Origin of the sequence: Actinoplanes utahensis, from assembly GCF_016862455.1 — a bacterium.
Taxonomy (GTDB): Bacteria; Actinomycetota; Actinomycetes; order Mycobacteriales; family Micromonosporaceae; genus Actinoplanes; species Actinoplanes utahensis.
Genome location: NZ_BOMZ01000086.1, coordinates 1 through 22,971 on the forward strand (window position 1 = coordinate 1; position 22,971 = coordinate 22,971).

General features: G+C 71.0%; 23 protein-coding genes. 10 read left to right on the plus strand and 13 right to left on the minus strand.

Annotated features, from left to right (window positions below; genetic code table 11):
* Positions 1 to 397: 397 nt before the first annotated feature.
* Together Aut01nite_RS30005 and Aut01nite_RS30010 are read right to left on the minus strand one after the other, a co-directional pair.
* Positions 398 to 2,245 (minus strand): capsular polysaccharide synthesis protein, encoded by a 1,848-nt coding sequence (locus tag Aut01nite_RS30005; protein ID WP_152628667.1) that lies wholly within the window; start codon positions 2,243 to 2,245, stop codon positions 398 to 400.
* A gap of 86 nt (positions 2,246 to 2,331) precedes the next feature.
* Positions 2,332 to 3,936 carry a serine/threonine-protein kinase gene (locus Aut01nite_RS30010; RefSeq protein WP_052163651.1) on the minus strand — a complete coding sequence of 535 codons (1,605 nt, stop codon included), beginning with the start codon at positions 3,934 to 3,936 and terminating at the stop codon, positions 2,332 to 2,334.
* 110 nt (positions 3,937 to 4,046) lie between these two features.
* Here Aut01nite_RS30010 and Aut01nite_RS30015 point away from each other — a divergent pair, with 110 nt between their 5' ends.
* From Aut01nite_RS30015 to Aut01nite_RS30025, 3 genes are all read left to right on the plus strand, one after another.
* On the plus strand, positions 4,047 to 4,505 hold the full coding sequence (locus Aut01nite_RS30015; RefSeq protein ID WP_043524701.1) for a hypothetical protein: 459 nt from the start codon (positions 4,047 to 4,049) through the stop codon (positions 4,503 to 4,505).
* Positions 4,506 to 4,545: 40 nt separating this feature from the next.
* Entirely contained in the window at positions 4,546 to 5,142 is a 597-nt protein-coding gene (locus Aut01nite_RS30020; protein WP_052163650.1) for a TetR/AcrR family transcriptional regulator, read from the plus strand.
* Positions 5,143 to 5,214: 72 nt separating this feature from the next.
* On the plus strand, positions 5,215 to 6,771 hold the full coding sequence (locus tag Aut01nite_RS30025; protein WP_043524700.1) for an MDR family MFS transporter: 1,557 nt from the start codon (positions 5,215 to 5,217) through the stop codon (positions 6,769 to 6,771).
* Positions 6,772 to 6,847: 76 nt separating this feature from the next.
* On the opposite strand, the gene Aut01nite_RS30030 is transcribed toward Aut01nite_RS30025, so the two are convergent.
* Positions 6,848 to 7,204, minus strand: a complete 357-nt coding sequence (locus Aut01nite_RS30030) for an STAS domain-containing protein (protein WP_052163649.1) — start codon at positions 7,202 to 7,204, stop codon at positions 6,848 to 6,850.
* A 292-nt stretch (positions 7,205 to 7,496) separates the two neighbouring features.
* Between Aut01nite_RS30030 and Aut01nite_RS30035 the strand changes: the two genes are divergently transcribed.
* Positions 7,497 to 8,456: a helix-turn-helix transcriptional regulator gene (locus Aut01nite_RS30035; protein WP_043524699.1), complete on the plus strand. Its 960-nt coding sequence runs from the start codon at positions 7,497 to 7,499 to the stop codon at positions 8,454 to 8,456.
* 28 nt (positions 8,457 to 8,484) lie between these two features.
* Here Aut01nite_RS30035 and Aut01nite_RS30040 read toward each other — a convergent pair whose 3' ends face one another.
* Positions 8,485 to 8,823: a hypothetical protein gene (locus Aut01nite_RS30040; RefSeq protein ID WP_043524698.1), complete on the minus strand. Its 339-nt coding sequence runs from the start codon at positions 8,821 to 8,823 to the stop codon at positions 8,485 to 8,487.
* Positions 8,824 to 9,157: 334 nt separating this feature from the next.
* On the minus strand, positions 9,158 to 10,045 hold the full coding sequence (locus tag Aut01nite_RS30045) for a Gfo/Idh/MocA family protein (RefSeq protein WP_173476670.1): 888 nt from the start codon (positions 10,043 to 10,045) through the stop codon (positions 9,158 to 9,160).
* Between the two features lie 77 nt (positions 10,046 to 10,122).
* Between Aut01nite_RS30045 and Aut01nite_RS30050 the strand changes: the two genes are divergently transcribed.
* Together Aut01nite_RS30050 and Aut01nite_RS30055 are read left to right on the plus strand one after the other, a co-directional pair.
* Complete coding sequence (locus tag Aut01nite_RS30050) at positions 10,123 to 10,488, plus strand: hypothetical protein (protein WP_043524696.1); 366 nt, start codon at positions 10,123 to 10,125, stop codon at positions 10,486 to 10,488.
* Entirely contained in the window at positions 10,481 to 10,903 is a 423-nt protein-coding gene (locus Aut01nite_RS30055; RefSeq protein WP_236642672.1) for a hypothetical protein, read from the plus strand. The genes Aut01nite_RS30050 and Aut01nite_RS30055 overlap by 8 nt, the downstream gene beginning before the upstream one ends.
* 136 nt (positions 10,904 to 11,039) lie before the next feature.
* Here Aut01nite_RS30055 and Aut01nite_RS30060 read toward each other — a convergent pair whose 3' ends face one another.
* The 7 genes from Aut01nite_RS30060 to Aut01nite_RS30090 form a co-directional block, all read right to left on the minus strand.
* A complete protein-coding gene (locus Aut01nite_RS30060) occupies positions 11,040 to 12,503 on the minus strand; it encodes a glutathionylspermidine synthase family protein (protein ID WP_043524695.1) in 1,464 nt (487 codons plus the stop codon).
* 3 nt (positions 12,504 to 12,506) lie between these two features.
* Entirely contained in the window at positions 12,507 to 12,902 is a 396-nt protein-coding gene (locus Aut01nite_RS30065; protein ID WP_043524694.1) for a hypothetical protein, read from the minus strand.
* 47 nt (positions 12,903 to 12,949) lie between these two features.
* Complete coding sequence (fabG, locus tag Aut01nite_RS30070) at positions 12,950 to 13,711, minus strand: 3-oxoacyl-ACP reductase FabG (RefSeq protein WP_043524693.1); 762 nt, start codon at positions 13,709 to 13,711, stop codon at positions 12,950 to 12,952.
* 52 nt (positions 13,712 to 13,763) lie between these two features.
* Entirely contained in the window at positions 13,764 to 15,410 is a 1,647-nt protein-coding gene (locus Aut01nite_RS30075; protein WP_043524692.1) for an alpha-amylase family protein, read from the minus strand.
* 6 nt (positions 15,411 to 15,416) lie between these two features.
* Positions 15,417 to 16,472, minus strand: coding sequence for a hypothetical protein (locus Aut01nite_RS30080; protein ID WP_043524691.1), 1,056 nt, complete (start codon positions 16,470 to 16,472; stop codon positions 15,417 to 15,419).
* The gene (locus tag Aut01nite_RS30085) at positions 16,469 to 17,494 is read right to left on the minus strand and encodes a hypothetical protein (protein WP_152628666.1); all 1,026 of its coding nucleotides are present in this window, start codon (positions 17,492 to 17,494) and stop codon (positions 16,469 to 16,471) included. Before Aut01nite_RS30085 ends, Aut01nite_RS30080 begins: the two co-directional genes overlap by 4 nt.
* A gap of 74 nt (positions 17,495 to 17,568) precedes the next feature.
* A complete protein-coding gene (locus tag Aut01nite_RS30090) occupies positions 17,569 to 17,916 on the minus strand; it encodes a PadR family transcriptional regulator (RefSeq protein ID WP_083998893.1) in 348 nt (115 codons plus the stop codon).
* 131 nt (positions 17,917 to 18,047) lie between these two features.
* Here Aut01nite_RS30090 and Aut01nite_RS30095 point away from each other — a divergent pair, with 131 nt between their 5' ends.
* The 3 genes from Aut01nite_RS30095 (at position 18,048) to Aut01nite_RS30105 (ending at position 21,425) form a co-directional block, all read left to right on the plus strand.
* Entirely contained in the window at positions 18,048 to 18,698 is a 651-nt protein-coding gene (locus Aut01nite_RS30095; protein ID WP_043524687.1) for a DedA family protein, read from the plus strand.
* A 126-nt stretch (positions 18,699 to 18,824) separates the two neighbouring features.
* A complete protein-coding gene (locus Aut01nite_RS30100; protein ID WP_043524686.1) occupies positions 18,825 to 19,982 on the plus strand; it encodes a carboxylate-amine ligase in 1,158 nt (385 codons plus the stop codon).
* A gap of 159 nt (positions 19,983 to 20,141) precedes the next feature.
* Positions 20,142 to 21,425, plus strand: coding sequence for a polysaccharide deacetylase family protein (locus tag Aut01nite_RS30105; RefSeq protein ID WP_063958760.1), 1,284 nt, complete (start codon positions 20,142 to 20,144; stop codon positions 21,423 to 21,425).
* On the opposite strand, the gene Aut01nite_RS30110 is transcribed toward Aut01nite_RS30105, so the two are convergent.
* Positions 21,400 to 22,236 (minus strand): Fpg/Nei family DNA glycosylase, encoded by an 837-nt coding sequence (locus Aut01nite_RS30110; RefSeq protein WP_043524684.1) that lies wholly within the window; start codon positions 22,234 to 22,236, stop codon positions 21,400 to 21,402. The two genes, Aut01nite_RS30105 and Aut01nite_RS30110, sit on opposite strands and share 26 nt — an antisense overlap.
* A gap of 91 nt (positions 22,237 to 22,327) precedes the next feature.
* Between Aut01nite_RS30110 and Aut01nite_RS30115 the strand changes: the two genes are divergently transcribed.
* Positions 22,328 to 22,933 (plus strand): ATP-dependent Clp protease proteolytic subunit, encoded by a 606-nt coding sequence (locus tag Aut01nite_RS30115; RefSeq protein WP_043524682.1) that lies wholly within the window; start codon positions 22,328 to 22,330, stop codon positions 22,931 to 22,933.
* Positions 22,934 to 22,971 lie beyond the last annotated feature (38 nt).

A 22,971-nucleotide genomic window follows, 5' to 3' on the forward strand; every position in this document is an offset into this window, starting at 1 on the left:
CCACCGTGACACCGCCGGCCCACCGTCACCCCGCACGAGCCCACCGTGACACCGCCGGCCCACCGTCACCCCGCACAGGCCCACCGTGACACCGCACGGGCTCACCGCGACGCCGCCGGTTCACCGTCACCCGCACGGGCCCACCGTGACGCCGCCGGCCCACCGTCACCCCGCACGAGCCCACCGCGACACCGCCGGCCCACCGTGACAGTGGCGTCGCTGGCGCGCTGTGGCGCCTGCACCGTTCGCCGATGCTGCTGATCTGGGTGTCGGCGGATTCTGCGGTGGGCCGGGCATGGTGGTGTGGCGAATCATGCGCCCGGCGTCAGGAATTGCGGCTATGGGTTTTCTTGCCTGCTCGTAACGCATTCTGTGCGCACGATACGCCATATGGAAGTCACGCAACGTAAAGATGATCGCCGCGAATGATGCGGGACAGGTAGGACTCGCTGCTCATCGGCTCGGTGGGAATCCGCAGCTTGTGCACGAACGCGCCCTCCATGATCGTCTGGAACATCTCCGGCTCGTACGGACGCAGCATCACCGACTGCAACGCGTGCGGCGGCGTCGCGTTGAGCCGCAGCCCGTCGTCCCACTCCGCGCGGAACCGGTCGTCCAGCCGGTGCAGCATCTCGAAGATGTGGTGGTGCAGGAGCGGGTCGAGCCCTTCGCCGCGCTTCTCCCACCACAGGAACGACGCGGCTCGCCACAGGTGCATGACGTAGCTGTCCCGGCGGCTCGCCAGGAACCAGTTCGACAGGTACGGCCCGGTGTAGTTGAAGGCGAACATGCTGCTCTTCGCCAGCGCCCGGTCGACGTGCGGCCGCAACGGCTCGGAGACCAGGCAGGTCGCGTCCACCCAGATCCCGCCGAACTTCTCCAGCAGCGCCATCCGCAGCAGGCCGGAGAAGTGGATGTGGTCGCCGTCCAGCGCGGCGGCCAGGTCCTCGGGCACGTCGACGTAGGCGCCGATGTCGGCCCGGCTGAGCGCGTGCACCGGCCCGTTGCTCCGGCGCAGCGCGGCGAGACAGGCCCGCACCACCGGCGGCGCGGCCTCGAAACCCTGCGCCCAGTAGACGAAGATCGGCTGGTCGAAGGTGCTGTCCACGGGCCGGGCCAGCCGCTGGGCGGCCTGGGTGCGGATCTGGGCCAGGTGCTCGGCGAGGAAGACGCCGACCTCCCGCCGGGCGCCGAAGGACGTGACGTCCGAGTCGAGCAGGGCGGGACCGTCGAACGGCAGCTTGGTGTCGTACGCCAGGGCCGCGGCCGAGGCCCGGCGACTGTCGTCACGGCGTTTGAGCTTGTCGTAGGCGTGCGCCAGGGCGTACCCACGAACGTAGGCCTCCGGCCGTTTCGCCACCGCGCCGCGCAGCAGCTGCTCGGCCGCCGCCCAGCGCTGCTCCTCCAGGGCGATCCGGCCGAGCTCGTACGCGGCCTCGCCGTCCGGATCACCGGCCTTGACCACCCGGCGCAGCGCCGCGACCGCGGCCGCTCGATCGCCTTCGGCCAGCGCGATCCGTGCGATGGCCGGCGGATCGTCGCCGGCCGCCGCGCGCAGGGCCGCGGCTTCCTCCGCGGAGAGCGGGGACGGCATCACCGACGGGGACAGTCGCAGCGTGCGGCGTGACGGCGAGGCGTCCGGCTCACCGGTCCACTCGTAGACGTACGAGCCGTCGGGCGGTGTCGAGCCGTCGAAGTAGCCGACCGGCTCCCGGGTGGCGGTGACCGCCGGCTCGTACCAGATCACCGGGCCGTCGCCGGCCACCAGCCCGATCCGGCACTCCCGCACCCCGGCCGGAACCGTGAAGGTCACGCTGATCCGGTGATGCCCGTGCTCGTCGCGGGCCGGCGCCGACCGCACCGGCCCGCTGAACTCCGCGCCGTCCACGGTCCAGTCGGCCACCAGGCGGGGGACGGCCGGGCCCAGCGGCTCGGCCAGGAACAGCGACACGCTCGCCGAGTAGACCGCATCGGGCTCCGGGGTGAACCCGGCCACGAACCAGGTCTCCGCACCGCTCACCCGGACTCCGGTCACTCCCGGGCGGCCGGGCACGTCGACCTGCTCGGCCACCAGCGACTCGGGCAGCCGCATCGCGGAGGGCTCACCACGAAAGCCGGGGTCCGGCACCAGGTTCACCACCGACGGCGGGACCGGAGCGGGCGCGGGCTGCTGCGGCGGGGTACGGCGCATCGCCTCCCGGAACCGGCCGAACATGCTCTGGTCAGTGGATGCGGTCGCCGTCATCGATGTCCCTTCGCAGCGTGCCGCCGCAGTTTAGTCGGACATCGGGCGCTCCCCTGCGGCGAGCGGACTCCGCGGTACGGACGCCCTCACAGCGGCAGGACCACGGCGGACGGCCGGCCGCCCACACACGTCACGTTCATCCGGTGCCTCGTCAGGTCACCGGCGAACACCACCACCGCGGCCAGTCCCGGGCCCGGATCGGCGCGCTCCACGGTGAACCCGTCCGCCGGCTCCCAGGACAGCAGCTCAGCGCCCGCGGGCACGCACCGCGCCAGCACCGAGCCGCCCGCCGACTCCAGGCGGGTACCGACGGGCGCCGGAGGGTCGGACGGCCCGGGCTCACTCACGCTCGGTTCGGGAGCGGCCGCTGACGACGACGGTGGCGACGAGACCGGGACGAGGGGTGGGCCGGATCCGGCAGCAGCGGCGCTCGCGCTGGTCGCCGCTAGGCTTTCCGGACGGTCGGTGGTCCGGGAGGGCCGGGTCTGCACCGGTCCCCCGGAGGCGGTTCTGGTCACCTTCGGTGACGACGCGGGCGGTGCGGCCACTCCGGCGGCGCCGGGCGGGTCGTTCTCTCCCCCGCTCAGGGCCAGGACCAGCGGCACCGCGGCGATCGCGGCGATCGTGGCGGCCACGGCCGGCAGCCGCGCCTTCTTCCACCGATCCCTCGGTACGCCCCTCGCGCCCGCCGCCGCACCACCCGGCGCGGTCGCTCCCCCGGCCGCGGCGCGCGGCGGCGTCACCGGCTCGGTCTCGTGGACGCCGGTCGGTTCCTCCCAGGCGTCCAGCGGGCCGTCGGGACGGTCGTTTCCCCGTACCCCCAAGCTCTTGGTGGTGTTGGCGGCCTCGGCCGCGTCGCCCAGCAGACCCGCCAACTCCGCCGCGTCCGGCCGCCTGGCCGGGTCCTTCGACAGGCACCGGGTGACCAGCCCGGCGATCTCCGCGGGCACGCCGGGCAGTTCGGGGAGCGGCAGCGGCTCCTGGTAGACGTGCGCCTTGAGCATCTGGGTGGTGGTCTCCACGGTCCACGGCGCGGTGCCGGCGAGGAGGCGGTAGAGCAGCACGCCGAGCGCGTAGACGTCGGAGGCCGGCTCGATCGTGCCGCCGGTGAGCCGCTCCGGAGCGAGGTAGGCGGGCGTGCCGAGCAGCGCGTCCTCGGGCGAGGCGGGCCCGGCGACGGCCGCGATGCCGAAGTCCACCACCTTGGCCCCGGAGTGCGTGATCATGATGTTGGCCAGCTTGATGTCCCGGTGCACGAGCCCGTCGGCGTGCGCCACCGACAGCGCGGTGGCCACCTCACCGCAGATCCGGAAGACCGTGCGCGGCGGGATCCGGCCGCGGGACACCCGTTGTTGCAGCGTCGGGCCGTTGATCAGTTCCATCACCACGTACGGGACCTCGCCGGACTCGCCGAAGTCGTAGATCTGCGCGATGTTCGGATGCGAGAGAGTGGCCGCCGCCCGCGCCTCGTGCAGGATCCGCCGGGCGAACCGCGGATCGCCGGCGTAGCGGCCGGCCAGCACCTTCACCGCCACCGGGCGATCCAGCACCTCGTCCAGGGCGTGCCAGACAACGGCCATGCCACCGCGGCCCAGTTCGCTGATCAGCCGATAACGCCCGCCGAGTCTGCTGTCCACCTCCACCCGAGGCAGTCTGCCGAACCACCCCCGGATCACATAGTCGAGCGCCATTCGCCTTACGGCGCCCGGCAGCGCCCTGATCTGGTGATATCGGTCCCAGCGGGCGACCGGCGCCGATCCGATCCACCCGCACGGGTGACGCCGGTCGTAGGGTCGCGTCCATGACCGAGAACTGGCGGCATCTCCCCGCACCGGCCCGTCCCATCGCCGCCGCGGCGACCGCCGCCGTCGAGGCGGTCCGGGCCGCCGACCGCGAGGCTCTCGACGAGGCGGCGGCCGACCTGGCAGCGCTCGACCCGGCCCAGACCGGTCTCGTCCTCGGCACGGCCGTCCGGCTGCTGCTGGAGGACGGGCATCCCGACGGTCTCGCCGCCGAGGATGTGCGGGCCGCCCTGGCGAGCGCGGTCCGCTCGTGGCCGGAAGCGGATCCACAGGTGGTGCTCTGGCTGCTGGCCGGGTCGCTGGGGGTGCTGGAGGAGGACGGGACGCCGGGCCCGAAACCGGGCGCGCTGGCCCGGAACGCCGCGGTGCTCCTCGCCGACCTGCTGGCCGGCCGGCCGATCGGGCCCTGGTGGACGGCGGCGCTCGCCGAGATCGAGCGTGTTCAACTCAACGATTAATATTTTGCAGAAACTGCAAGTTTGGCTCTAAGGTCGCCGGGTGGACACATCACCCGGCGACCCTTCCGCCGGCACCCCTTCGCCCGGCCGCCGGGAGATCAAGCGCAGGCAGACCCGCGTCGCCCTGATCACCGCCGCGCTGCGGCTCGCCGACGAGCGCGGCGCCGACCGGGTGACGGTGGACGAGATCAGCGCGGCGGCCGAGGTGTCGCCGCGCACCTTCTTCAACTACTTCACCACCAAGGAGGACGCCCTCGTCGGCGACCCCTTGGAGGGCTGCGCCCCGCCGTCGATCGGGGACGGCCCCCTGCTGGACGCGATGCTGGAATCGCTCGCGCCGGCCCTCGACCAGATCCAGCAGGACCGCGATCTGTGGCTGCTGCGGATGCGGGTGATCGCCGCCAACCCGCAACTGCTGCCGCTGCTGATCGCCGCGGCGGCCTCCGCCGAGCAGCGCCTCGCCGGCGCGCTCGCGCAGCGCGGCGATCTCCCCACGGATCACGCGTTCCCGCAGGTCGTCGCGTCGGTGGCGAACGCCGCCGTCCGGGTCGCGGTGATGCGCTGGGCGAAGGACGGCGACACCCGCCCGCTCCTTCACCACGTCCGCGAGGCCTTCGCCATCCTCGCCTCGATCTAGACGGCCCGGCCCGCGGTCGCCACCACCGCCTCGATCCCCATCCACCACCCTCGCCTCGATGGAAAGAAGCCGATGACAGCAGTACAGCCCGAAACCACCGCCGAGAACTCCGGCCGGATGTCGCACCGGGAGGTGGTGCAGGCGCTCTCCGGCCTGATGCTCGGCATGTTCGTCAGCATCCTGGCCTCCACCATCGTCTCCAACGCCCTGCCGCGGATCATCGCCGATCTGAACGGCAGCCAGTCGGTCTACACCTGGATCGTCACCGCCGAGCTGCTCGCCATGACGGCCACCGTCCCGCTCTGGGGCAAGATGGCCGACCTCTACAGCAAGAAGCTGCTGATCCAGCTCTCCCTCGGCCTCTTCGTGGCCGGCTCGCTGGTCGCCGGCCTCACCCCGAACGTCGAGGTGCTACTGGTCAGCCGGGTGCTGCAGGGCATCGGCGCGGGCGGCATGAGCGCGCTCGCGATCATCGTGATGGCCGCGATGATCCCGCCGCGCGAGATGGGCCGCTACTCCGGCATGTTCGGCGCGGTCTTCGGCGTCGCCACCATCGCCGGCCCGCTGATCGGTGGCGTCCTGGTGGACACCTCCTGGCTGGGCTGGCGCTGGTGCTTCCTGATCGGCGTGCCGTTCTCGCTGATCGCGATCGCCCTGCTACAGAAGACCCTGCACCTGCCGGAGGCCCGCAAGGCCGAGGTCAGCATCGACTGGCTGGGCGCCCTGCTGATCACCGCCGGTGTCAGCACCCTGCTCATCTGGTCCACGCTGGCCGGTGACAAGTTCGACTGGGGCTCCTGGCAGACCGCCGCGATGGTCGCGGGCGGCCTGGCGCTCCTCGCCCTCGCGGTGCTCGTCGAGTCCCGGGCCAAGGAGCCGATCATCCCGCTCGGCATCTTCCGGCACCGCACGGTCACCCTGACGATCGTCGCCAGCGTGCTGGTCGGTGTGGCGATGTTCGGCGGCACGGTGTTCCTGTCGCAGTACTTCCAGGTGTCGCTCGGCAAGTCGCCGACCGTCGCCGGCCTGATGGGCCTGCCGATGGTCTTCGGCCTGCTGGTCTCCTCCACCGTGGCCGGCGGCCTGATCACCAAGTTCGGCAAGTGGAAGATCTACCTGGTCGTCGGCTCGATCGTGATGACCGTCGGCATGCTGCTGCTCAGCACCATCGACGCGCACACCAGCGTGCCGGTCATCTCCGTCTACATGGCCGTCCTCGGCGTCGGCGTCGGCCTGCTCATGCAGAACCTGGTGCTGGCCGCGCAGAACGACGTGCCCGCGGCCGAACTCGGCGCCACCACCTCGGCGCTGACGTTCTTCCGCAGCATGGGCGGCTCGATCGGGGTCAGCGCGCTCGGCGCGGTGCTGACCCACCGGGTCACCTCGCTCTTCAGCGAGAAGTTCGGCGCCACGGCCGCCGGTGGCGGCGAGGTGCCCGACCTGCAGACTCTGCCGCCCGAGGTGAAGGCCGTGGTCGCGGAGATCTACGGTACGGCCACCGCCGACCTGTTCCTGGTCGGCGCCCCGATCGCGTTCCTCGCGGTGATCGCGGTCGTCTTCGTCAAGGAGAAGCCCCTCTCCACCCTGTCCGGTGACGAGCGGCTGAAGCAGGAATCCGCCCTGCACTGACCCGTCAGAGGGAGGGCCGGACCGGTCGTTATCGGTCGGCCGGTCCTCCTCGGACGGGTGAAAAAGTCGGTCCCGGTCAGGACGGGCGCAGGCCGACCGAGGTGCGCGGGTTCGGCGGCTCGGCGCACCCGAGCAGGCCGACCAGGCCGGAGACCCAGAGCTGCCGGTAGACCGTGGCGCTGGGGTGGCTCACCACCAGCTTCACCCCGCTCGCGGCGGCGGTGTGGAAGCAGGCGACCAGAATGCCGATCCCGATGCTGTCGATGAGCATCACACGTTGCAGGTCCAGACAGATCCGAGTCGGCGTCATCGTGGTGAGGACGTCGTTGACCGCGTCCCTCATGACGTGAGCGTTGTCCAGATCGATCTCTCCGCTGGGAGCGATCTCGACAGTGCCGTCGGCCAGCTGGCGGGTCGTGATCGGCAGATACACAGCTGCCCTCTTCCTGGCGTCCAGCCGGGGCTGACGCCGACTTACCGCGGGACACGGTTGCGCCGGCCCGAGATGAGGGTCGTGCGCGTGCGGCGCTCGCTGGGGGACACCGACTTCCGAACCCGCGCTCCTACAACAATCCGCTGGTCTGCAAGTTACGCCACGTAGGCGCGGAACGCCAGAGTAGTTCATATGGCCGGAATGTGCTGGAACGGTCAGCGCGTGGCGGCCACGTTGACGGTCCATCGAGTCGGACCGAATACTCACCGTATGCGTTGGAGCGCCGGGCGGCATGACTGACGGCTCCCCGCGCGTCGCCGCGGCGCCGGGCATCGTCTCCTGCGACGGGATCGACCTCCTGAATCGTTTCTACCGCCCGCTGTCGGGGAACGGAAACCGCCAGCCCGCCACCGAGATGATCCAACTCGGACCTTTGACGGTCGGTCACCTCACGTTCGCCCGCAGCGGGACTCTGGACGTCGCCGAAGTCGACGCCTATCACGTGACGCTGCCGACAGCCGGGCTCGTCCGGGCCCGTTACGCCGGGCAGGAACTGACCGCCACCCCCGCCACCGCGCTGGCGTTCCGGCCCGGCGACCGGATCCAGTTGCGGCACGAACCGAACACCACCGAGTACGACGTACGGATCGAGAGCTGGGCCCTCGAAGCGGAACTCACCGCGCTCCTCGGCCACGCCATCGACGGGACCATCGACCTGCCACCCGCCTTCGACCTCACCGCCGGGCCCGCGCACAGCTGGAGCCGGCTCATCCAACTGCTCGGCAACGAACTCGACCACCCGTCCAGCCTGATTCGCGAGCCGCTCATCGCCGAACAGCTGTGCGGCAGCGTCCTCAGCGGGCTGCTGCTCAGCGTCCCGCACCGGTACCACGAGGAACTCGTCGCCCCGGCCGCCGTCGGACCGCCCCGGGCCATCCGGCGGGTCCTGGCGGCGATCAGCGACGAACCCGAGCACGCGTTCACCGTGAGCGAGATGGCGGCCATCGCCGGGATGAGCATCCGGTCGCTGCAGTCCGGGTTCCGGCGGCACGTCGGGGATGCGCCGATGGCCTACCTGCAGCAGGTCCGGCTCACCCGGGCCCACGAACAACTCCGGCACAGCGAACCGGCGGAGGCCACGGTCGCGACCGTGGCGCACCGGTGGGGGTTCACCCACCTGGGGCGGTTCGCGTCCGCTTACCGCAAACGCTTCGGCGAGTCACCGTCGGAGACTCTCCGGACCCTCAGCTGAGCGGGCGGGCAGATCACCTGATCGAGGGTCACTCGCCCGGGTCACAGCGGCGCGGTTGCGGCACACCACCGGTGTGGCGGGACGCGCCGGGCGTACCGAAAAGGTGTCCCCGGGACGGCGCCCAGTCGCGCCAGGCGGACAACCGCGGCGGCACCGTGGCCATCTCCCCGTCACCCGGCCGGCACTGCCGCCGGAGATAGGCGACCACGCGCTCAGCGGCCGCCCCGCCGTTCTCCGCCATGCTCAGCAGCAACCGGCGATCGTCGTCCAAGCCGTCCCGGCCGGCCTCCCTGAGCAGGGCGGCAAGCCCGGCCAGGGCCCGCGCTACCTCGGAGGCGTCCCGCTCGGCATCCCACAGGCCCGTCACTCCCGCGCTCCCCCGCGCGAGGCCGGCATCCCATCTGACATGGCTGTGCGGTCGGTCATGCAATGCATCCCCTCACCCGACACGCGCTCGGCGGCGGCCGGAACCGCCACCACCGGGCGATCCGGCCCCCGGTGCACGTGACAAGCCGAAAATGTATTCGGCTCGCTACTATGCGTCCATCCGTAACGCGCAGGTTCTGTCCAGTTAGCGCTCAGTTCGGCGAGGCGCGCTCGCCGAGCGATCACCGGGTGTGGATGATCGTCAAACGGATGCGGGCGAGATCCTCGTATTTTCCTCGTCGGCGTGTCCGGCGCCGCCGGACACGTTCGGGGCGTCAGAGGCGGATCGTGGCGCGGTCGTCGAGGGAACGCTCCGCGGCGGCCAGGATCGCGGTCACGCCCGCGCCGAAGCGGACGTCACAGGCGGGCGCCGGGCCACCGGAGGCGGCCGCGATCAGCTGGTCGAGGGCACGGCTGAACGCCTCCGGCGGGGCCCACTCACCCCGCGGAACCACCCGCACGCCCGCCTCCCCGCTGAAGGCGGCCTCCTCCCGGGCGGCGGCCGGCGGCGCGTCGACCGCCAGCGTGAGCCGGCTCACCGCCCCGCTCTCGTGCTTGAGCAGCAGGAATGTGAGGTCCCGGTCGCCGGCCACGGCGGTCACCTCGGCGACCGGGCCGAGGACCGGAAGGACCAGGGCCAGCGCGTGCGGGCCGACGTCCCACAGCCCGCCCCGCTCCCGGCGCCACGGCGAGGCGCCGAACGGATTCCCCGGCTGGAAGATCGAACCGAGATGGTCGACGCGGGCCTCGCTCCAGCCGCCGGTGGCCACCGCCTCGGTGATGAAAGCGTCCATCCCGGGCGTGAACCGGCGGGTGAAGAACACCACCGACGCGACATCCGCGGCGGCCGCCACCAGGGCTTCGGCGTCTTCGGTACGAGTCGCGACCGGCTTGTCCAGCAGCAGGTGCCGGCCCGCCCGGGCGGCGCGAACCGCGAGTGGCGCCTGCACGTCCGGCGGCAGGGCGACCGCCACCGCGTCCACGTCACCGATCAGGGCATCGACATCGGAGTACGCCGGCACACCGTGCCGCCCGGCGAGCTCCGCCGCCTTCTCCGGGTCGCGTCCCCAGACCCCGGCGAACTCCACACCGGGATGTGCGGCAAGCGCCGACGCGTGCGGATGACGGGCCCACGGCCCCGTACCGAAAAGTCCGAAGCGCACCGGATAGCCCACCTTCATCGTCGATGATCGCCAGGCCGGAAGTTACCAGGCCGAAGGCACCTCAGTAACCTGGCCGGGTGAACCGTCCCCTGTCCTCGGCGACGATCATCGCCGCGCTGCTGCTCGCGGCCTGGTATCTGGTGCGGGCGGCGCTCGACCGTGCCCCGAACCGGGCCGACCTGATCGCCGTCGCCGCCCTCGGCGCCCTCGTCACCGTCCTGGCCCTGGTCGCCGTGGCCGGCCTCTTCGACGGCAGCCGCCCCTCCGACACGGCCACCTTCGCCGGGTACCTGTTCACGACGGTCGCCTTCGCCCCCGCCGCCGCCTGGCTCGCCCGCATGGAACCGACCCGCTGGGGCAGCCTCATCCTCGGCGTCGGCTGCCTCGTCCTGCCCGTCCTCGTGCTGCGCCTGCAGCAGATCGCGTCGGTGACCGGTGCCTGACAACGAACGTACCGACATCGCCACCCGGCCCCGCGACGCCGCCCTCGGCTCCGGGCTCGGCCGGGTCCTGCTGCTGGTCTACGGCACGTTCGCCCTCTCGGCGAGCGCCCGCGCCCTGGTGCAGATCACCACCCACTTCAGCGAGGCGCCGCTGGCCTACCTGCTCTCCGCCTTCGCCGGCCTGGTCTACATCGCCGCGACCGTGGGCCTGGCCCGCGGCGGCCCGCGGGGCCGGATGATCGCCCTGGTCAGCTGCACCATCGAGCTGGTCGGCGTCCTGGTGATCGGCACCCTGAGCATCGTGGACGGCGTCGCCTTCCCGGACGCCACGGTCTGGTCCGACTTCGGCGCGGGGTACGGCTACGTCCCGCTGGTGCTGCCCTTCATCGGCCTCTGGTGGATCTGGAAGCGCTGAGCTGAGCTGAGCCAACCGGCTCCGCTTCGCTCCGCGGCAAAATGCCTGATAACCGGTGTCGAGGCAACCGGCGGCATTTCGCGGGACTCCCGCGGCCAGAGGACACACGGGAAACCACGGGCCACAGGCGAGGGGGTCAGGCTCCGCTCTCGATGACGTGCGGGATGAAGTTGCAGGTGTCCGTGGTCACCAGGCCGGCGGTGCCGATGCCCTCCCGGATGCCCATGCCGGCCGGCTCGCCGTCGATCAGCCAGGAGCCGATCACCGGGTGGACGGTGCCCTCCAGACTCTCGAAGGACGGCAGTTCGCACAGCTCCTGGACGACGTAGCGGCCGTCCGAGCCGTACTCGGAGGAGACCGCCGTGACCGGGACGCCGTCCCGGACCAGGGTGACCGAGCCGCCCTCCCGGCCCCAGACGGGCTTCTTCGCGTACGACTTCAGCGACGCCGCCGCGGAGGACTCGGCGAAGTAGGACGGGAGAAGGTACCTCGACCGCTCCGGATCGTCGCCGAACAGCTTCCACAGGACCGGGAGCAGCGCCTTGTTGCCGAGCAGCGCGGCCTTGTAGGGCGGCTCCATCCACACCGTGCCACGTTTCTCGGGGTCGGCCATGTTGCGGAAGAACGCCTTGCCGCCCTCCTCGTGCCAGAACCACTCCCACGGGTACAGCATGAAGATGATGTCGATCGGCTCGGCCCGGTGCTCCTGCCCGGGGCCGGGGACGAACAGCACCCGATCACCGGCGACGTCCCAGCCGATCTGGCTCATCGCGATGAGCTCCACCGGGTAACCGGCTTCCTCCGCGGTCGCCATCAGGTACGCGACGTTCATCCGGTCCTCGCCGGAACGCTCGCTCGTCTCGTACGCGAAATAGATCTTGGGTTTCTCCGGCAGCCAGGGCCGGGCCTCCCGCAACTTGTCGATGTTGCGCCGCCAGGCGCCGGGGTCGCCCGGCTCGCCGGGCTCACCCTCCCACCCGGTCAGGGCCTCGTGGATGGAGTTCCACTGGCGCCAGGGGTGCTGGGTGACACCGGTCTGGTCCATCCAGTGCCACTGGATGACCGCGGCCTCGACCAGCGACGTCGGCGTCTGCGCGTTGAACTCCAGCAGCTTGGGCACGCTGCCGGCGCCGTTGTACCAGAAGTCGAAACGGCCGTAGACGGTCGGCGAGTAGTCCGGCGTCTGCATCGGCAGGCGACCGTCCGGGTCCTTGTCGCGGTGCGTCCACGTCTCCGCGTCACCGTCGAACCAGGTCCGGATGATCTGCTCGTGGGTGTACTCGGGGATCCCTATCCGGGCCAGGAAACACGACTCGGCGTTGCACACCGAGTTGAAGAAGCCCTGCCTGCGGCCCTCGGCGGTGTGCCGCGGGCACTGCGCGACCATCCAGTCGCCGGCTTCCAGGCACATCGCGTAGAGGGTCGAGGTGGCCGTCTCCAGCTCCTCGATCTCGGCGGCGGTGAAGTCGTAGTACGACCCCTCCTGCCAGTACGAGTACTCCGAGCCGTCGGGCAGGACGTCGTCGTTGTACGTCAGCCCGAGGCTGAAGTTGGTGAGCCGCCATCCGTCGCGAATCGGCCCGTTCGAGATCCGCCGCACTGCTCAGCCTCCCGAGGAAGAGCCGCTGCCGCCCTTGCCGACGACGCTGGTCTTGACCGTGCCGTTGGAGATCTTGCCCGAGGAGGGCAGACCGAAACGGGACCGGGAGGCCGCATCGTTGTACGCGAACCGGCTGCCACCGGCCGGCAGCCTCGAGCCGACCGGGTAACCCGACCGATAGCTCGAGGAATGCCAGATGAAGAAACCGCCGCCGCCACCGCCGCTGCGGCCACCGTCGTCGTCGCAGTAGTCCTCGTCGACGATCACGCCGTTCTCGTCGGCGCAGTAGAAACCCTCGTCGACGTACTCATCGTTGTCGCACGCCGCAGTACCACCCGCGGCCAGCAGGAGGAAGGTGCTGGTCAACGACACGGCCCGGGAACTGATGCGTCGATTCATGATTTCTTTGTAACTCTTCTCAGCAAGTTGCCAGTAACCATGAGTCCTCAGTCCTGCGGTCCGCCGGCCACGTACACCACCTGGCCGGAGACGAACCCGGCCCCCTCACTCACCAGGAACGACACCGTGTTCGCCACGTCCTCGGGCCGGCCGGCACGGGCCACCGGGATCTGGCTGACGGTCGCCTTCTCGAAGTCGGCGAAGTCGACGCCGATCCGGGCCGCGGTGGCCCTCGTCATATCGGTCACGATGAAACCGGGCGCGACCGCGTTCGCCGTGATGCCGAACTTGCCGAGCTCGATCGCCAGGGTCTTGGTGAAGCCCTGCAGACCGGCCTTGGCGGCGGCGTAGTTGGCCTGCCCTCGGTTACCGAGAGCGGACGTGCTGGAGAGGCTGACGATCCGGCCGAAGCCCGCGTCCACCATGTGCTTCTGGACGGCCTTGCTGAACAGGAAGGCGCCCCGCAGGTGCACGGCCATCACCGTGTCCCAGTCGTCCTCGCTCATCTTGAAGAGCAGGTTGTCGCGCAGCACACCGGCGTTGTTGACCAGCACGGTCGGCGCGCCGAGCTCGGCCACCACCCGCTCCACGGCGGCCGTCACCTGATCCTTGTCGGCCACGTCCGCGCCGATGGCGATCGCCTTGCCGCCGGCTGCCACGATGGCGTCCACGGTCTCGGCGCCGGACTTCTCGTCGAGGTCGACGACGGCGACGGCCAGGCCGTCGGCGGCGAGCTTGCGGGCGATCGCCGCGCCGATGCCGCGGGCGGCTCCGGTGACGACAGCGACACGAGGTACGGACTGCGACATTGCGGCCTCCAGCAGTGATCGCGGCTCTACTGGAGGCCGATGCTAGACCGGGTCAGGCGGTTCTGCGCATCCGGATCCACCGGTATCCGTATCCGCCGACCTTGATCTTGTCGAGTTCGCCCGGCTCCGGGTACTCCTGGTCGGCCAGCACATCGTTCGGGAAGTCCGCTTCGGCGGCGAGACTGCTCAGATCGACGATGGCGTCCTCGGTGCCCAGATTGTGCACGAACAGCATGGTTCCGGTGTCGGCGTCGGCCCGGTGCACCAGGACACCGGGAGGCACGGTCACGTCCACGTGGTCGCAGGTGCCCCCGCCGATCTCGGGAGCTTCCCGGAGGGTACGGGTCATCCGCTCGAACCATGACAACAGCGACGACGAATCGTGCCGCTGCAAGGTCACGTTGACCTTCTCGAACCCGAACTCGCCGCCCGAGATCACCGGCCGGACCAGGTCCTTCGGATCGGCCGTCGAGAACCCGCCGTTGGGCTGCAGAGACCACTGCATCGGGGTACGGATGGCGTTGCGGCCGTCCAGTGCGAGATCGTCACCCATGCCGATCTCCTCGCCGTACCGCAGCACCGGCGTCCCGCGCAGGCTGAACTGCAGCGAGTAGGCCAATTCGACCCGGCGCCGATCGTTGCCCAGCATCGGCGCCAGCCTCCGGCGGATGCCCCTGCCGTACAACTGCATGCTCTCGTCCGGACCGAACTGCTCGAACACCTCACGGCGCTGGTCGGCGGTGAGCCGGGACAGGTCGATCTCGTCGTGGTTGCGCAGGAAGGTGGCCCACTGCCCGCCGTCCGGCAGCTTCGGCGAGTCCCGCAGCGCGTCGATGATCGACTCGGGGTCCTGCCGGGCCAGCGCGAGCACCAGCTTGGCGTTGAGCATGAAGTCGAACAGCATGTGGATGCGGTTGCTGGAGCCGCCGTCGTCACCGAAGAACGGGATCAGGTTCTCCGGCTCCACATTGGCCTCGGCGAGCAGGACCGCGTCGCCGCGCCGCCACTGCACGTGCTGCCGCAGGTCGGAGAGGAACGCGAAGTCCATCGGCGACTTCGGGTTGCCCGGCTCGGTCTCCTCGATGATGAACGGCACCGCGTCCATCCGGAACCCGGCCACCCCGAGCTGCAGCCAGAACGCGCAGATCTTCTTGACCTCCTCGCGGACCTGCGGGTTCTTGAAGTTCAGATCCGGCTGGAAGTCGTAGAACCGGTGGTAGTACCAGAGTTTCGCCTTACGGTCGTAGGTCCACGTCTCCGCCTGCTCGCCCGGGAAGACCATGCCCTGGTTGCGGTCCGCCGGAGCGCTTTCGCTCCAGACATACCAGTCCCGGTACGGCGAATCAGGCGACGACCGGGCCGACTGGAACCACGGGTGCTGGTCGGACGTGTGGTTGACCACCAGGTCGATGATGACCTTGATGCCCCGGTTGGCCGCCTGGTGCAGCAGTTCGGCGAAGTCGCCGAGGCTCCCGAACCGCGGGTCCACATTGTAGAAGTCGGACACGTCGTAACCGTCGTCCCGGCCCGGGGACGGGTGGATCGGGTTGAGCCACAGACACGTGATCCCGAGCCGGGCGAGATAGTCGAGCCGCCCGATCAGACCGCGGATGTCTCCGCAGCCGTCACCGTCGGAATCGGCGAAGGAGTCGATGTCGAGGCAGTAGACGACGGCCTTGGAGTACCACCGGTCACTCATGACCGCTTACCTATCCTCAGCGCCCTCACTCGAAACCGCGTTCACCCCACCCCGGCCCCGGCCGCCGCCGCTCCCAGCCAGCGGCGGCCCGCCTCCCAGCCAGCGGCGGCCCGCCTCCCAGCGCCGGGTGATCTCCGCCGTCACGGCGAAGGTGGCCACCGGGATCAGGACCAGCGCCGCCCACTGCCCCGGCCCGAGCAGCCGCTCCGCGCCCGGGTTACGCATGTTGAACTCGACGAGATCACCGAACCCGGTGATGATCAGCGGGAGGGTGACCAGCACCGGAGTGGACCAGACCACGAGTCGGCGCCGCACCGCCGGAGCCTGCCGGGCCACCCCGACGACGACCAGCACGGCCGACGCACCGGTCAACAGGAGGATCGAACCTACCGACGCGGCCGTCCATGGCTGAAACGAGATCATCCACGGCCAATACCTCAGGAAGGACCCCTGGGCGATCAGCGCCAGACCGGCCAGGACGACCGGAAGCCAGCCACGGATCCGTCCCGGCGAGGCCCACATCCGCCCCGGCGCCGGGCCCGCCAGCGGAACCGCGATGAGCACCAGCACCGCCGCGACGATCACCCAGTAGACGTTGAGCAGCATCGCCGGAGTGTCGAGGTAGAGCCGGGCCGGCGCGATGATCTCTCCGGCCAGCCCGGCGACCGCGCCGAGGAGACCGACGGAACGCCTGCCGGCGACCGCCCCGCCGAGCGCCACCGCCCACCCGGCGAGCCGGAGGAACTCCACCGGGTCGGCCGGGAACACCCGCGCCGAGAAACCCTCGGCCCAGGCCGTCACCATGCCGAACCGGCGGGCCGTCAGCGCGAACAGCAGGATCGCCCCGAAGAACCAGACGACCCGGGCCGCCTCACGCCAGGCGCCGCCCGGAGCGGCCAGCGCCCGCAGGTGGGCCGTCAGCGCCGCCCGAACCAGGTCGAACACCTGAGCCGGTCCGGTCCGGGCCTCGGCGAGCAGGACCGTGATCATCTCCTCCTCGTACTCCCGGCGGAAGGCACGGGGGTAGAGGGCGAGCAGCTGACGACATCGTGCCTCGGTCACTCCGTGGCCCCCAGTCGCCGGAGGCTCCGCGAGGCGGTCCAGCGCTCCCACACGAGCAGCCCGGTGACACCGGCGGCGAGCACCATGACGGGCAGCAGCGCCGTCAGGACGATCTGGCCCAGAATCGACATGTCGAACCCGGAGTGGATCCCGACGGTCACCGACCCCGCCACCTCGACGACGGCGGCCAGGATGATGTAGAGAACGGCGGACAGGACGACGATCCGGCCGCGCACTCCCCGGCCCGTGACCCACACTCCGGCGGCCACGACCAGCCCCGGCAGCCAGAAGCCCATCATCTCCGTCAGCATCGGATGGGGTAGATAGGGCGAGGTGATGAGCGGCTCGGGAGCGATCGCATTCCAGTCGAAGGCGCGGGTCAGGGCCGCGAGGACCGTGGCGGCGGCGAGCAGCATCAGGCCGCGGGCGCCCAGCACCGCGCGAGCGGTCCGGCCGGAGGCGGCAGCGGACAGACCGGTCACGATGGCCGCGAGCACGATGCCCTGGGCCGCGAACAACGCGGGTCCCGGCAACAGCCCGGACCAGAATCCGGCCACCCCCGCCTGAACCAGCACCCCGACGGCGGCGAGCACCATCGTCATCCGCCGCAGGCCCAGCACCGCCGCGGTCACGACCAGCAGCCAGATCACCGCACGGGCCGTCGGGTCGGCCAGCATCAGGCCGTCCACACCGTAGGCGCTCATCCGGTCGCCCCGCGCCCACACCACCAGGCCGGAGGTCAACGTGGTGACGGCGGCGCCGGCCAGGGCGATCGCGGCGAGCAGGGCGGTCACCGCGGCGGCGTCGCGCCACCCCATACCCCTCTGGGTGAGGGAGGCGCGACCCAGACGGGCCGTGAGGCCCGCGCGGACCAGATCGAGCACATCGGCCAGGGCCGGCAACCGGCGACCGGGCTCCGCACCGGACATCAGCACGCCGAGCATCTCCTCCTCGTAGGCAGCCCGATGACCGGCCGGATAGACCCGCAGCAACCTGCGGTAACGCCTCTCGAGAACGGTCATGCCGACACCCCCGCCGCTCTCCGGCGCCGCCACAGCCCTCCGGACGGCACCTATCGATCCGCTCGTCAGCTCGGTCATGCGGGCGCGCCTCCGATCTCGGGCCGGCGGGCGCGCAGGCGGCGCTCGGCGATCGCGGCCTGGGTGCGCAGGCGGTCGGTCTCGGCGGCCAGGCTCCGCTCGCCGGCGCCGGTGAGCCGGTAATAGCGGCGCAGGCGGGACTGCACGACCTCCTCCCGGTCGACCTCGATCAGGCCCTCGACGCGGAGCCGGTCGAGAGCGGCATAGAGGGTGCCGGCCCGGAGGCGCACCCGCCCGCCGGTCATGGCGGAAACGTCCTCGATCACGGCATAACCGTGTCGTGGCTCCTCGGCCAGGGCGGTGAGCACGAGGAACGTCGGCTCCCGCATCGGAGTGTCGCTCATGGAGGAAAGCATATACCGATGACAGGTATATACGGGAGTCGGTTCATGTGGCGGTTCTCGGGTAACTCTCAGCAACCGGCTGCACTGTTGTAGGGGATCGGGCTGGACTCACCACTCATGGAGGCGCGCACATGGCGGACGGCGGACTCGAGAACCTCGGCGGACTGACCGGTTGGGTCGCTTCGGTGATCGATTCGCTCGGGGAGATCGGCGTCGGCCTGCTGGTCGCCCTGGAGAACCTGATCCCCCCGATCCCGAGCGAGATCGTGCTGTCGATGGCCGGCTACCTCGCCAGCGAGGGCCGGGTCAACGTGGTGCTGGTCTGGTTCACCGCGACGCTCGGCGCGCTGGGCGGAGCGGTGGCGCTCTACTGGCTGGGCCGAGGGCTCGGCGAGGAGCGGCTCAAGCACTGGCTGGACCGGATTCCGCTGGTCGATTCGGACGACCTGAACCAGGCGGACCGGTGGTTCGAGCGGCACGAGCGAGCGGCGGTGCTGTTCGGGCGCTGCGCTCCGGTCGTACGCAGTCTGGTCTCGATCCCGGCGGGCGCCAACCGGATGCCGATGGGCCAGTTCATGCTCTTCACCGCGATCGGCAGCGGCGTGTGGAACGCCCTGTTCGTCGGCGCCGGTTACGCGCTCGGTTCCCGCTGGGAGGACGTCGAGAAGTACGCCCAGTGGTTCGACTACGCGATCTGGGCGTTCTTCGCGATCGCCATCGGCTCGTGGGTCGTGAAGAAGGTGCGCAAGCGGCGCGCTCGCGCCGCCGCCCGCGCCCGCTGACTCAGAACTCGGCTCGCCGCCGGCCGGAGCGGCGAAGCCGGTGCGGCGGGTCTTGACCCGAGGGCCTGTAGATATGGAATTCCGTCGATCGTTTCCGGGGAGATCGCGCCGGGTATCCCGACGCCCATGGAGACCGCGACTTCCGGTACCGAGATCTCCTCGGAGCTCGCCGCCGAGGCCGAAGAGCACGATCTGCTCACCCTCGGCGTCGAGGAGGAGTACCTACTCGTCGACGCGACCGAACCCCGCGCCGCCGAACTCGTCGAGGAGGTCTTCGCCGAGCTGCCGGGGAACCTGCGGGACGTGGTGCAGCACGAGTACTACCGCACCCAGATCGAGGTGGCCAGCCCTCCGCACCTGGAGCTCGGCGCGCTCACCGAGGCCCTGCGCGGTCTGCGCTCCGGTGTCGCGGCAGCGGCCGAGCGGGCCGGCGCCCGGCTCGTCGCGGTCGGCACCGGACCGGCCGCCGGGCACAACGCGCGGATCGTCGACAACGAGCGCTACCACCGGATGCGCGAGCGATTCGGCGACCTCTCCCCCGGCCAGGGCATGTGCGGCACCCACGTGCACGTCAGCATCCCCGACCCGGAGACCGGCGTGCAGGTGCTCAACCACCTGCGCCCGTGGCTGCCGGTGCTCCAGGCGGCCACCGCCAACTCCCCGCTGTTCGCCGGGCACGACACCGGGTACGCCAGCTGGCGCTCGGTGATGTGGGAGCGCTGGCCCACCGTCGGCCCGACGCCCTACCTGCGGTCCCACGAGCACTATCTGACGCTGGTCGAGGACCTGGTCGCCAGTGGCGCGATGCTGGACGACGGGATGCTCTACTGGTACGCCCGCCTCTCCGCGCACTACCCCACCGTGGAGATCCGGATGGGCGACGTGATGCCCACCGCCGACGACGCCGTGCTGCTCGCCGCGCTGACCCGGGCCCTGGTCGCCACCCTGCTGCGCGAGGTCCGGGCCGGGACGCCCGCCCCGGACGTGGCGCACCCGCTGCTGATGGCGGCGCACTGGCGGGCCGCGCACGACGGCCTGGAAGGGCTCAACATCGACATGGCCACCCGGCAGCCGCGGCCGGCCTGGCGGCTGCTGCGCCAGCTGTTCGACTACGTCCGGCCGGAGCTGGAGCGACACGGCGACCTGGCCACCGTCACCCGCCTGCTGGGGCGACTGCGGGAGCATGGCAGCGGCGCGGCACGCCAGCGGGCTCTGCTGGCCCGTGGCGGCTCGGTCGCCGAGGTGGTCGACTGGCTGGCGAACACGACCCGGGGAGACCGTTAGGGATAGGATCCTCACAGATTGCGCTCAGCTTCGTCACCTCAGGTGACCAGCTAAGACGCCGCAGGGTGACGATGCGATGACCGATTCGGTATCGCGCTCGATCATCTTGCACGGTAGGCATGACGGATGCCGCCGCACACCCCGCTTTCACCTGCGTCGATGTCACGTGCGGACAGCCGGCCGACCGGTCGGCACCGGGCCCCCGACGAGGCGGCCCCCCAGGTTCCCGCACAGCGTGTGGCGTCCGGGATCAAGGGGTTGCGCACCGCGATCGTCGAGGCCTCCGGCGCGGTCGTTCCGGCCCCACGGTCGGCGCGGCACCGCGCGGGGTCGTACCGATCGGATGGCGCCGCCCGCAAGCGGAGCGGCGCCCACCGCGCCCCCGCGGCGAACCAGCCGGTGGAGACCCTGCTGCGTGCCGCCCGAAGCCGCCCGCAGGTGCTGCTCGGCGCCCTGGTCGCCGCCGGCCTGCTGCTCACCGCCGTGCCGATCCCGCAGGACAGCGGCGAGTCCACCAGCGTGATGACCGCCGCCGCCGAGGCGGTCGGTGTGATCGACAAGCCGGTGGAGAAGAAACCGGCCGAGTCGAAACCCGAGCCGGAGGCGGTGCAGGCACTCCCGGCGGCCAGGCCCAGCCCGGCGGCCACGCCGGCCCCGGCACGGTCCACACCGGACGCCCGGCGGACCGAGAGCAAGCCGGAGAAGGTCACCGTGCCGGCCGGCGACGGGCCGTTCAACTCGCTGCGCACCACCGGTTCACGGGTGGTGATGCTGAGCTTCGACGACGGGCCGGACCCGCAGGAGACCCCGAAAATTCTGGACCTGCTCGAGAAGCACCAGGTGAAAGCGGTGTTCTGCCTGGTCGGCACGCAGGCACGGCGGCACCCGGACCTGGTTCGCAGGATCGCCGAGGCCGGGCACGTGCTCTGCAACCACACCTGGAGCCACGATCTCAAGATCGGCACCAAGAAGCCCGACCAGATCCGGGCCGATCTGGGGCGGACCAACGCGGCGATCCGGGCGGCGGCACCGGGTGTCGCCATCCCGTACTTCCGGGCGCCCGGCGGCAACTTCACCGACCGCCTGGTCACCACGGCGTACGGCGACGGCATGACCTCCCTCTACTGGGAGGTGGACCCGCGTGACTGGGAGCACCCCGAGGGGGAGACCTCCGAGCAGCACGTGAAGCGGATCGTCGCCCAGGTGAAGAAGGAGACCCGGCCGGGCGCGATCGTGCTGTCGCACGACTTCAACCAGCCGGACACCACGACGGCGTACACGGAACTGCTCCCGTGGCTGGTGAGCAACTTCGAGATCGGCGTCCCCGGCGCCGAGCCCGCTCCCGCGACCCCGTCGCCCAGCACCCCCGCCCCGGAGACCCCGGAGACCCCGGAGGCCCCGGAGGCGACGCCCTCGCTCAGCCCGAGCGTCTCCGCGACATGACGACCGGCGGCTGGCAGGCCGGGCACCAGTAGGTGTTCCGGCCGGCCATCCCGCCCATCGAGATCGGGGTCTCGCAGACCAGGCACGGCTGGCCGGAACGGCGGTAGACGTACACCTCGCCGCCGTGCCGGTCGACTCGCGGCGCCCGCCGCATCGCCTCCGGGGTGTGCCGGGTGTGCACGGTGTCGATCCGGCCCCGCAGCACACCCTCCTTCATCAGCGCCCGCAGATCGTCCCAGATCGCCGTCCAGGCGGCCTCGTCCAGCGCGGCGCCCGGCGTCTGCGGGGACAGGCCGGCGCGGAACAGCACCTCGTTGGCGTAGATGAGGCCGCAGCCGGCCACGATGGACTGATCCATCAGCAGGGCGAGCAGCGGTTTCGTGCTGCTGCGGATCCGGGCCCCGGCGGCGGCCGGATCGGAGTCGTCGCGCAGCGGATCGGCGCCGAGCCGGGCGCGCAGCAGGTCCACCGCGGGCGGCTCGAGGATCTCGCAGGCGGTCGGACCGCGCAGCTCCAGCCAGTGCCGGCCCCCGGTCAGCGCCATCCGGACCTGGCCCAGCGGCGCCGGGGCGGGCAGCTCGCCGTCGGCGAACTTGCCGTAGAGGCCCAGGTGCACATGCAGCACCCGGTCGCCCTCGTAGTGGTGGAGCAGGTGCTTGCCGACCGCTTCGGTGTCGAGCAGCCGCCGCCCGTCGATCAGCGCGGCGCCCGCGGCGAACCGCCCCTGCGGGCTGCTCGCGCCGACCGGGTGCCCGGCGAAGAGCTCTCGATGACGGGCGGCGAGGCGGTGAATGGTATGTCCCTCCGGCACGCACCAAAGGTAGCCGGGCATTATGCCCTCAGCGGATTCGCCCTGAGGCGAATCGCTGGGATCCGGGCCACGGCTGGGAGAGAGTGAGTTCATGAGCATTGAGACGACAATGCGCGGTGGCGGCGCATCCTTCGACGACCAGGTGTTCGAGCGCCTCCTCCGGGAACGGATCATCTTTCTCGGCAGTGAGGTCAACGACGAGGTGACCAACCGCATCTGCGCCCAGATGCTCCTGCTCGCCTCCGAGGACGCGGAGCGTGACATCGCGCTCTACATCAACTCGCCTGGTGGCTCGATCAGCGCCGGCATGGCCGTCTACGACACCATGCAGTACATCAAGAACGACGTGGCCACCATCGCGATGGGCATGGCCGCCTCGATGGGGCAGTTCCTGCTCTGCGCCGGCACCCCCGGCAAGCGTTACGCGCTGCCTCACGCCCGCGTGATGATGCACCAGCTCTCCGGCGGCATCGGCGGCACCGCGGCCGACATCGCCATCCAGGCCGAGAGCATGCTGCACATCAAGCAGGTGATGAACGAGCGGATCGCCTTCCACAGCGGGCACACCCCGGAGGAGATCGAGCGCGACTCGGACCGCGACCGCTGGTTCACCGCGCAGCAGGCCAAGGACTACGGCCTGGTCGACCACGTGATCGCCAAGGCGGCCGACGTGCACACCGGCACCGCGCTGGTCTGACCCACCGCTTCGCCCGCGCCGCCCGTGTCGAATCCGGG

What these genes read in the sequence shown, in the direction of transcription:
- Aut01nite_RS30005 (WP_152628667.1), bottom strand. Translation starts at nt 2,245, where the DNA reads ATGACGGCGACCGCATCCACTGACCAGAGCATGTTCGGCCGGTTCCGG.
- Aut01nite_RS30010 (WP_052163651.1), bottom strand. Translation starts at nt 3,936, where the DNA reads ATGGCGCTCGACTATGTGATCCGGGGGTGGTTCGGCAGACTGCCTCGG.
- Aut01nite_RS30015 (WP_043524701.1), top strand. Translation starts at nt 4,047, where the DNA reads ATGACCGAGAACTGGCGGCATCTCCCCGCACCGGCCCGTCCCATCGCC.
- Aut01nite_RS30025 (WP_043524700.1), top strand. Translation starts at nt 5,215, where the DNA reads ATGACAGCAGTACAGCCCGAAACCACCGCCGAGAACTCCGGCCGGATG.
- Aut01nite_RS30035 (WP_043524699.1), top strand. Translation starts at nt 7,497, where the DNA reads ATGACTGACGGCTCCCCGCGCGTCGCCGCGGCGCCGGGCATCGTCTCC.
- Aut01nite_RS30065 (WP_043524694.1), bottom strand. Translation starts at nt 12,902, where the DNA reads ATGAATCGACGCATCAGTTCCCGGGCCGTGTCGTTGACCAGCACCTTC.
- fabG (WP_043524693.1), bottom strand. Translation starts at nt 13,711, where the DNA reads ATGTCGCAGTCCGTACCTCGTGTCGCTGTCGTCACCGGAGCCGCCCGC.
- Aut01nite_RS30075 (WP_043524692.1), bottom strand. Translation starts at nt 15,410, where the DNA reads ATGAGTGACCGGTGGTACTCCAAGGCCGTCGTCTACTGCCTCGACATC.
- Aut01nite_RS30085 (WP_152628666.1), bottom strand. Translation starts at nt 17,494, where the DNA reads ATGACCGTTCTCGAGAGGCGTTACCGCAGGTTGCTGCGGGTCTATCCG.
- Aut01nite_RS30090 (WP_083998893.1), bottom strand. Translation starts at nt 17,916, where the DNA reads ATGAGCGACACTCCGATGCGGGAGCCGACGTTCCTCGTGCTCACCGCC.
- Aut01nite_RS30095 (WP_043524687.1), top strand. Translation starts at nt 18,048, where the DNA reads ATGGCGGACGGCGGACTCGAGAACCTCGGCGGACTGACCGGTTGGGTC.
- Aut01nite_RS30100 (WP_043524686.1), top strand. Translation starts at nt 18,825, where the DNA reads ATGGAGACCGCGACTTCCGGTACCGAGATCTCCTCGGAGCTCGCCGCC.
- Aut01nite_RS30105 (WP_063958760.1), top strand. Translation starts at nt 20,142, where the DNA reads ATGTCACGTGCGGACAGCCGGCCGACCGGTCGGCACCGGGCCCCCGAC.
- Aut01nite_RS30115 (WP_043524682.1), top strand. Translation starts at nt 22,328, where the DNA reads ATGAGCATTGAGACGACAATGCGCGGTGGCGGCGCATCCTTCGACGAC.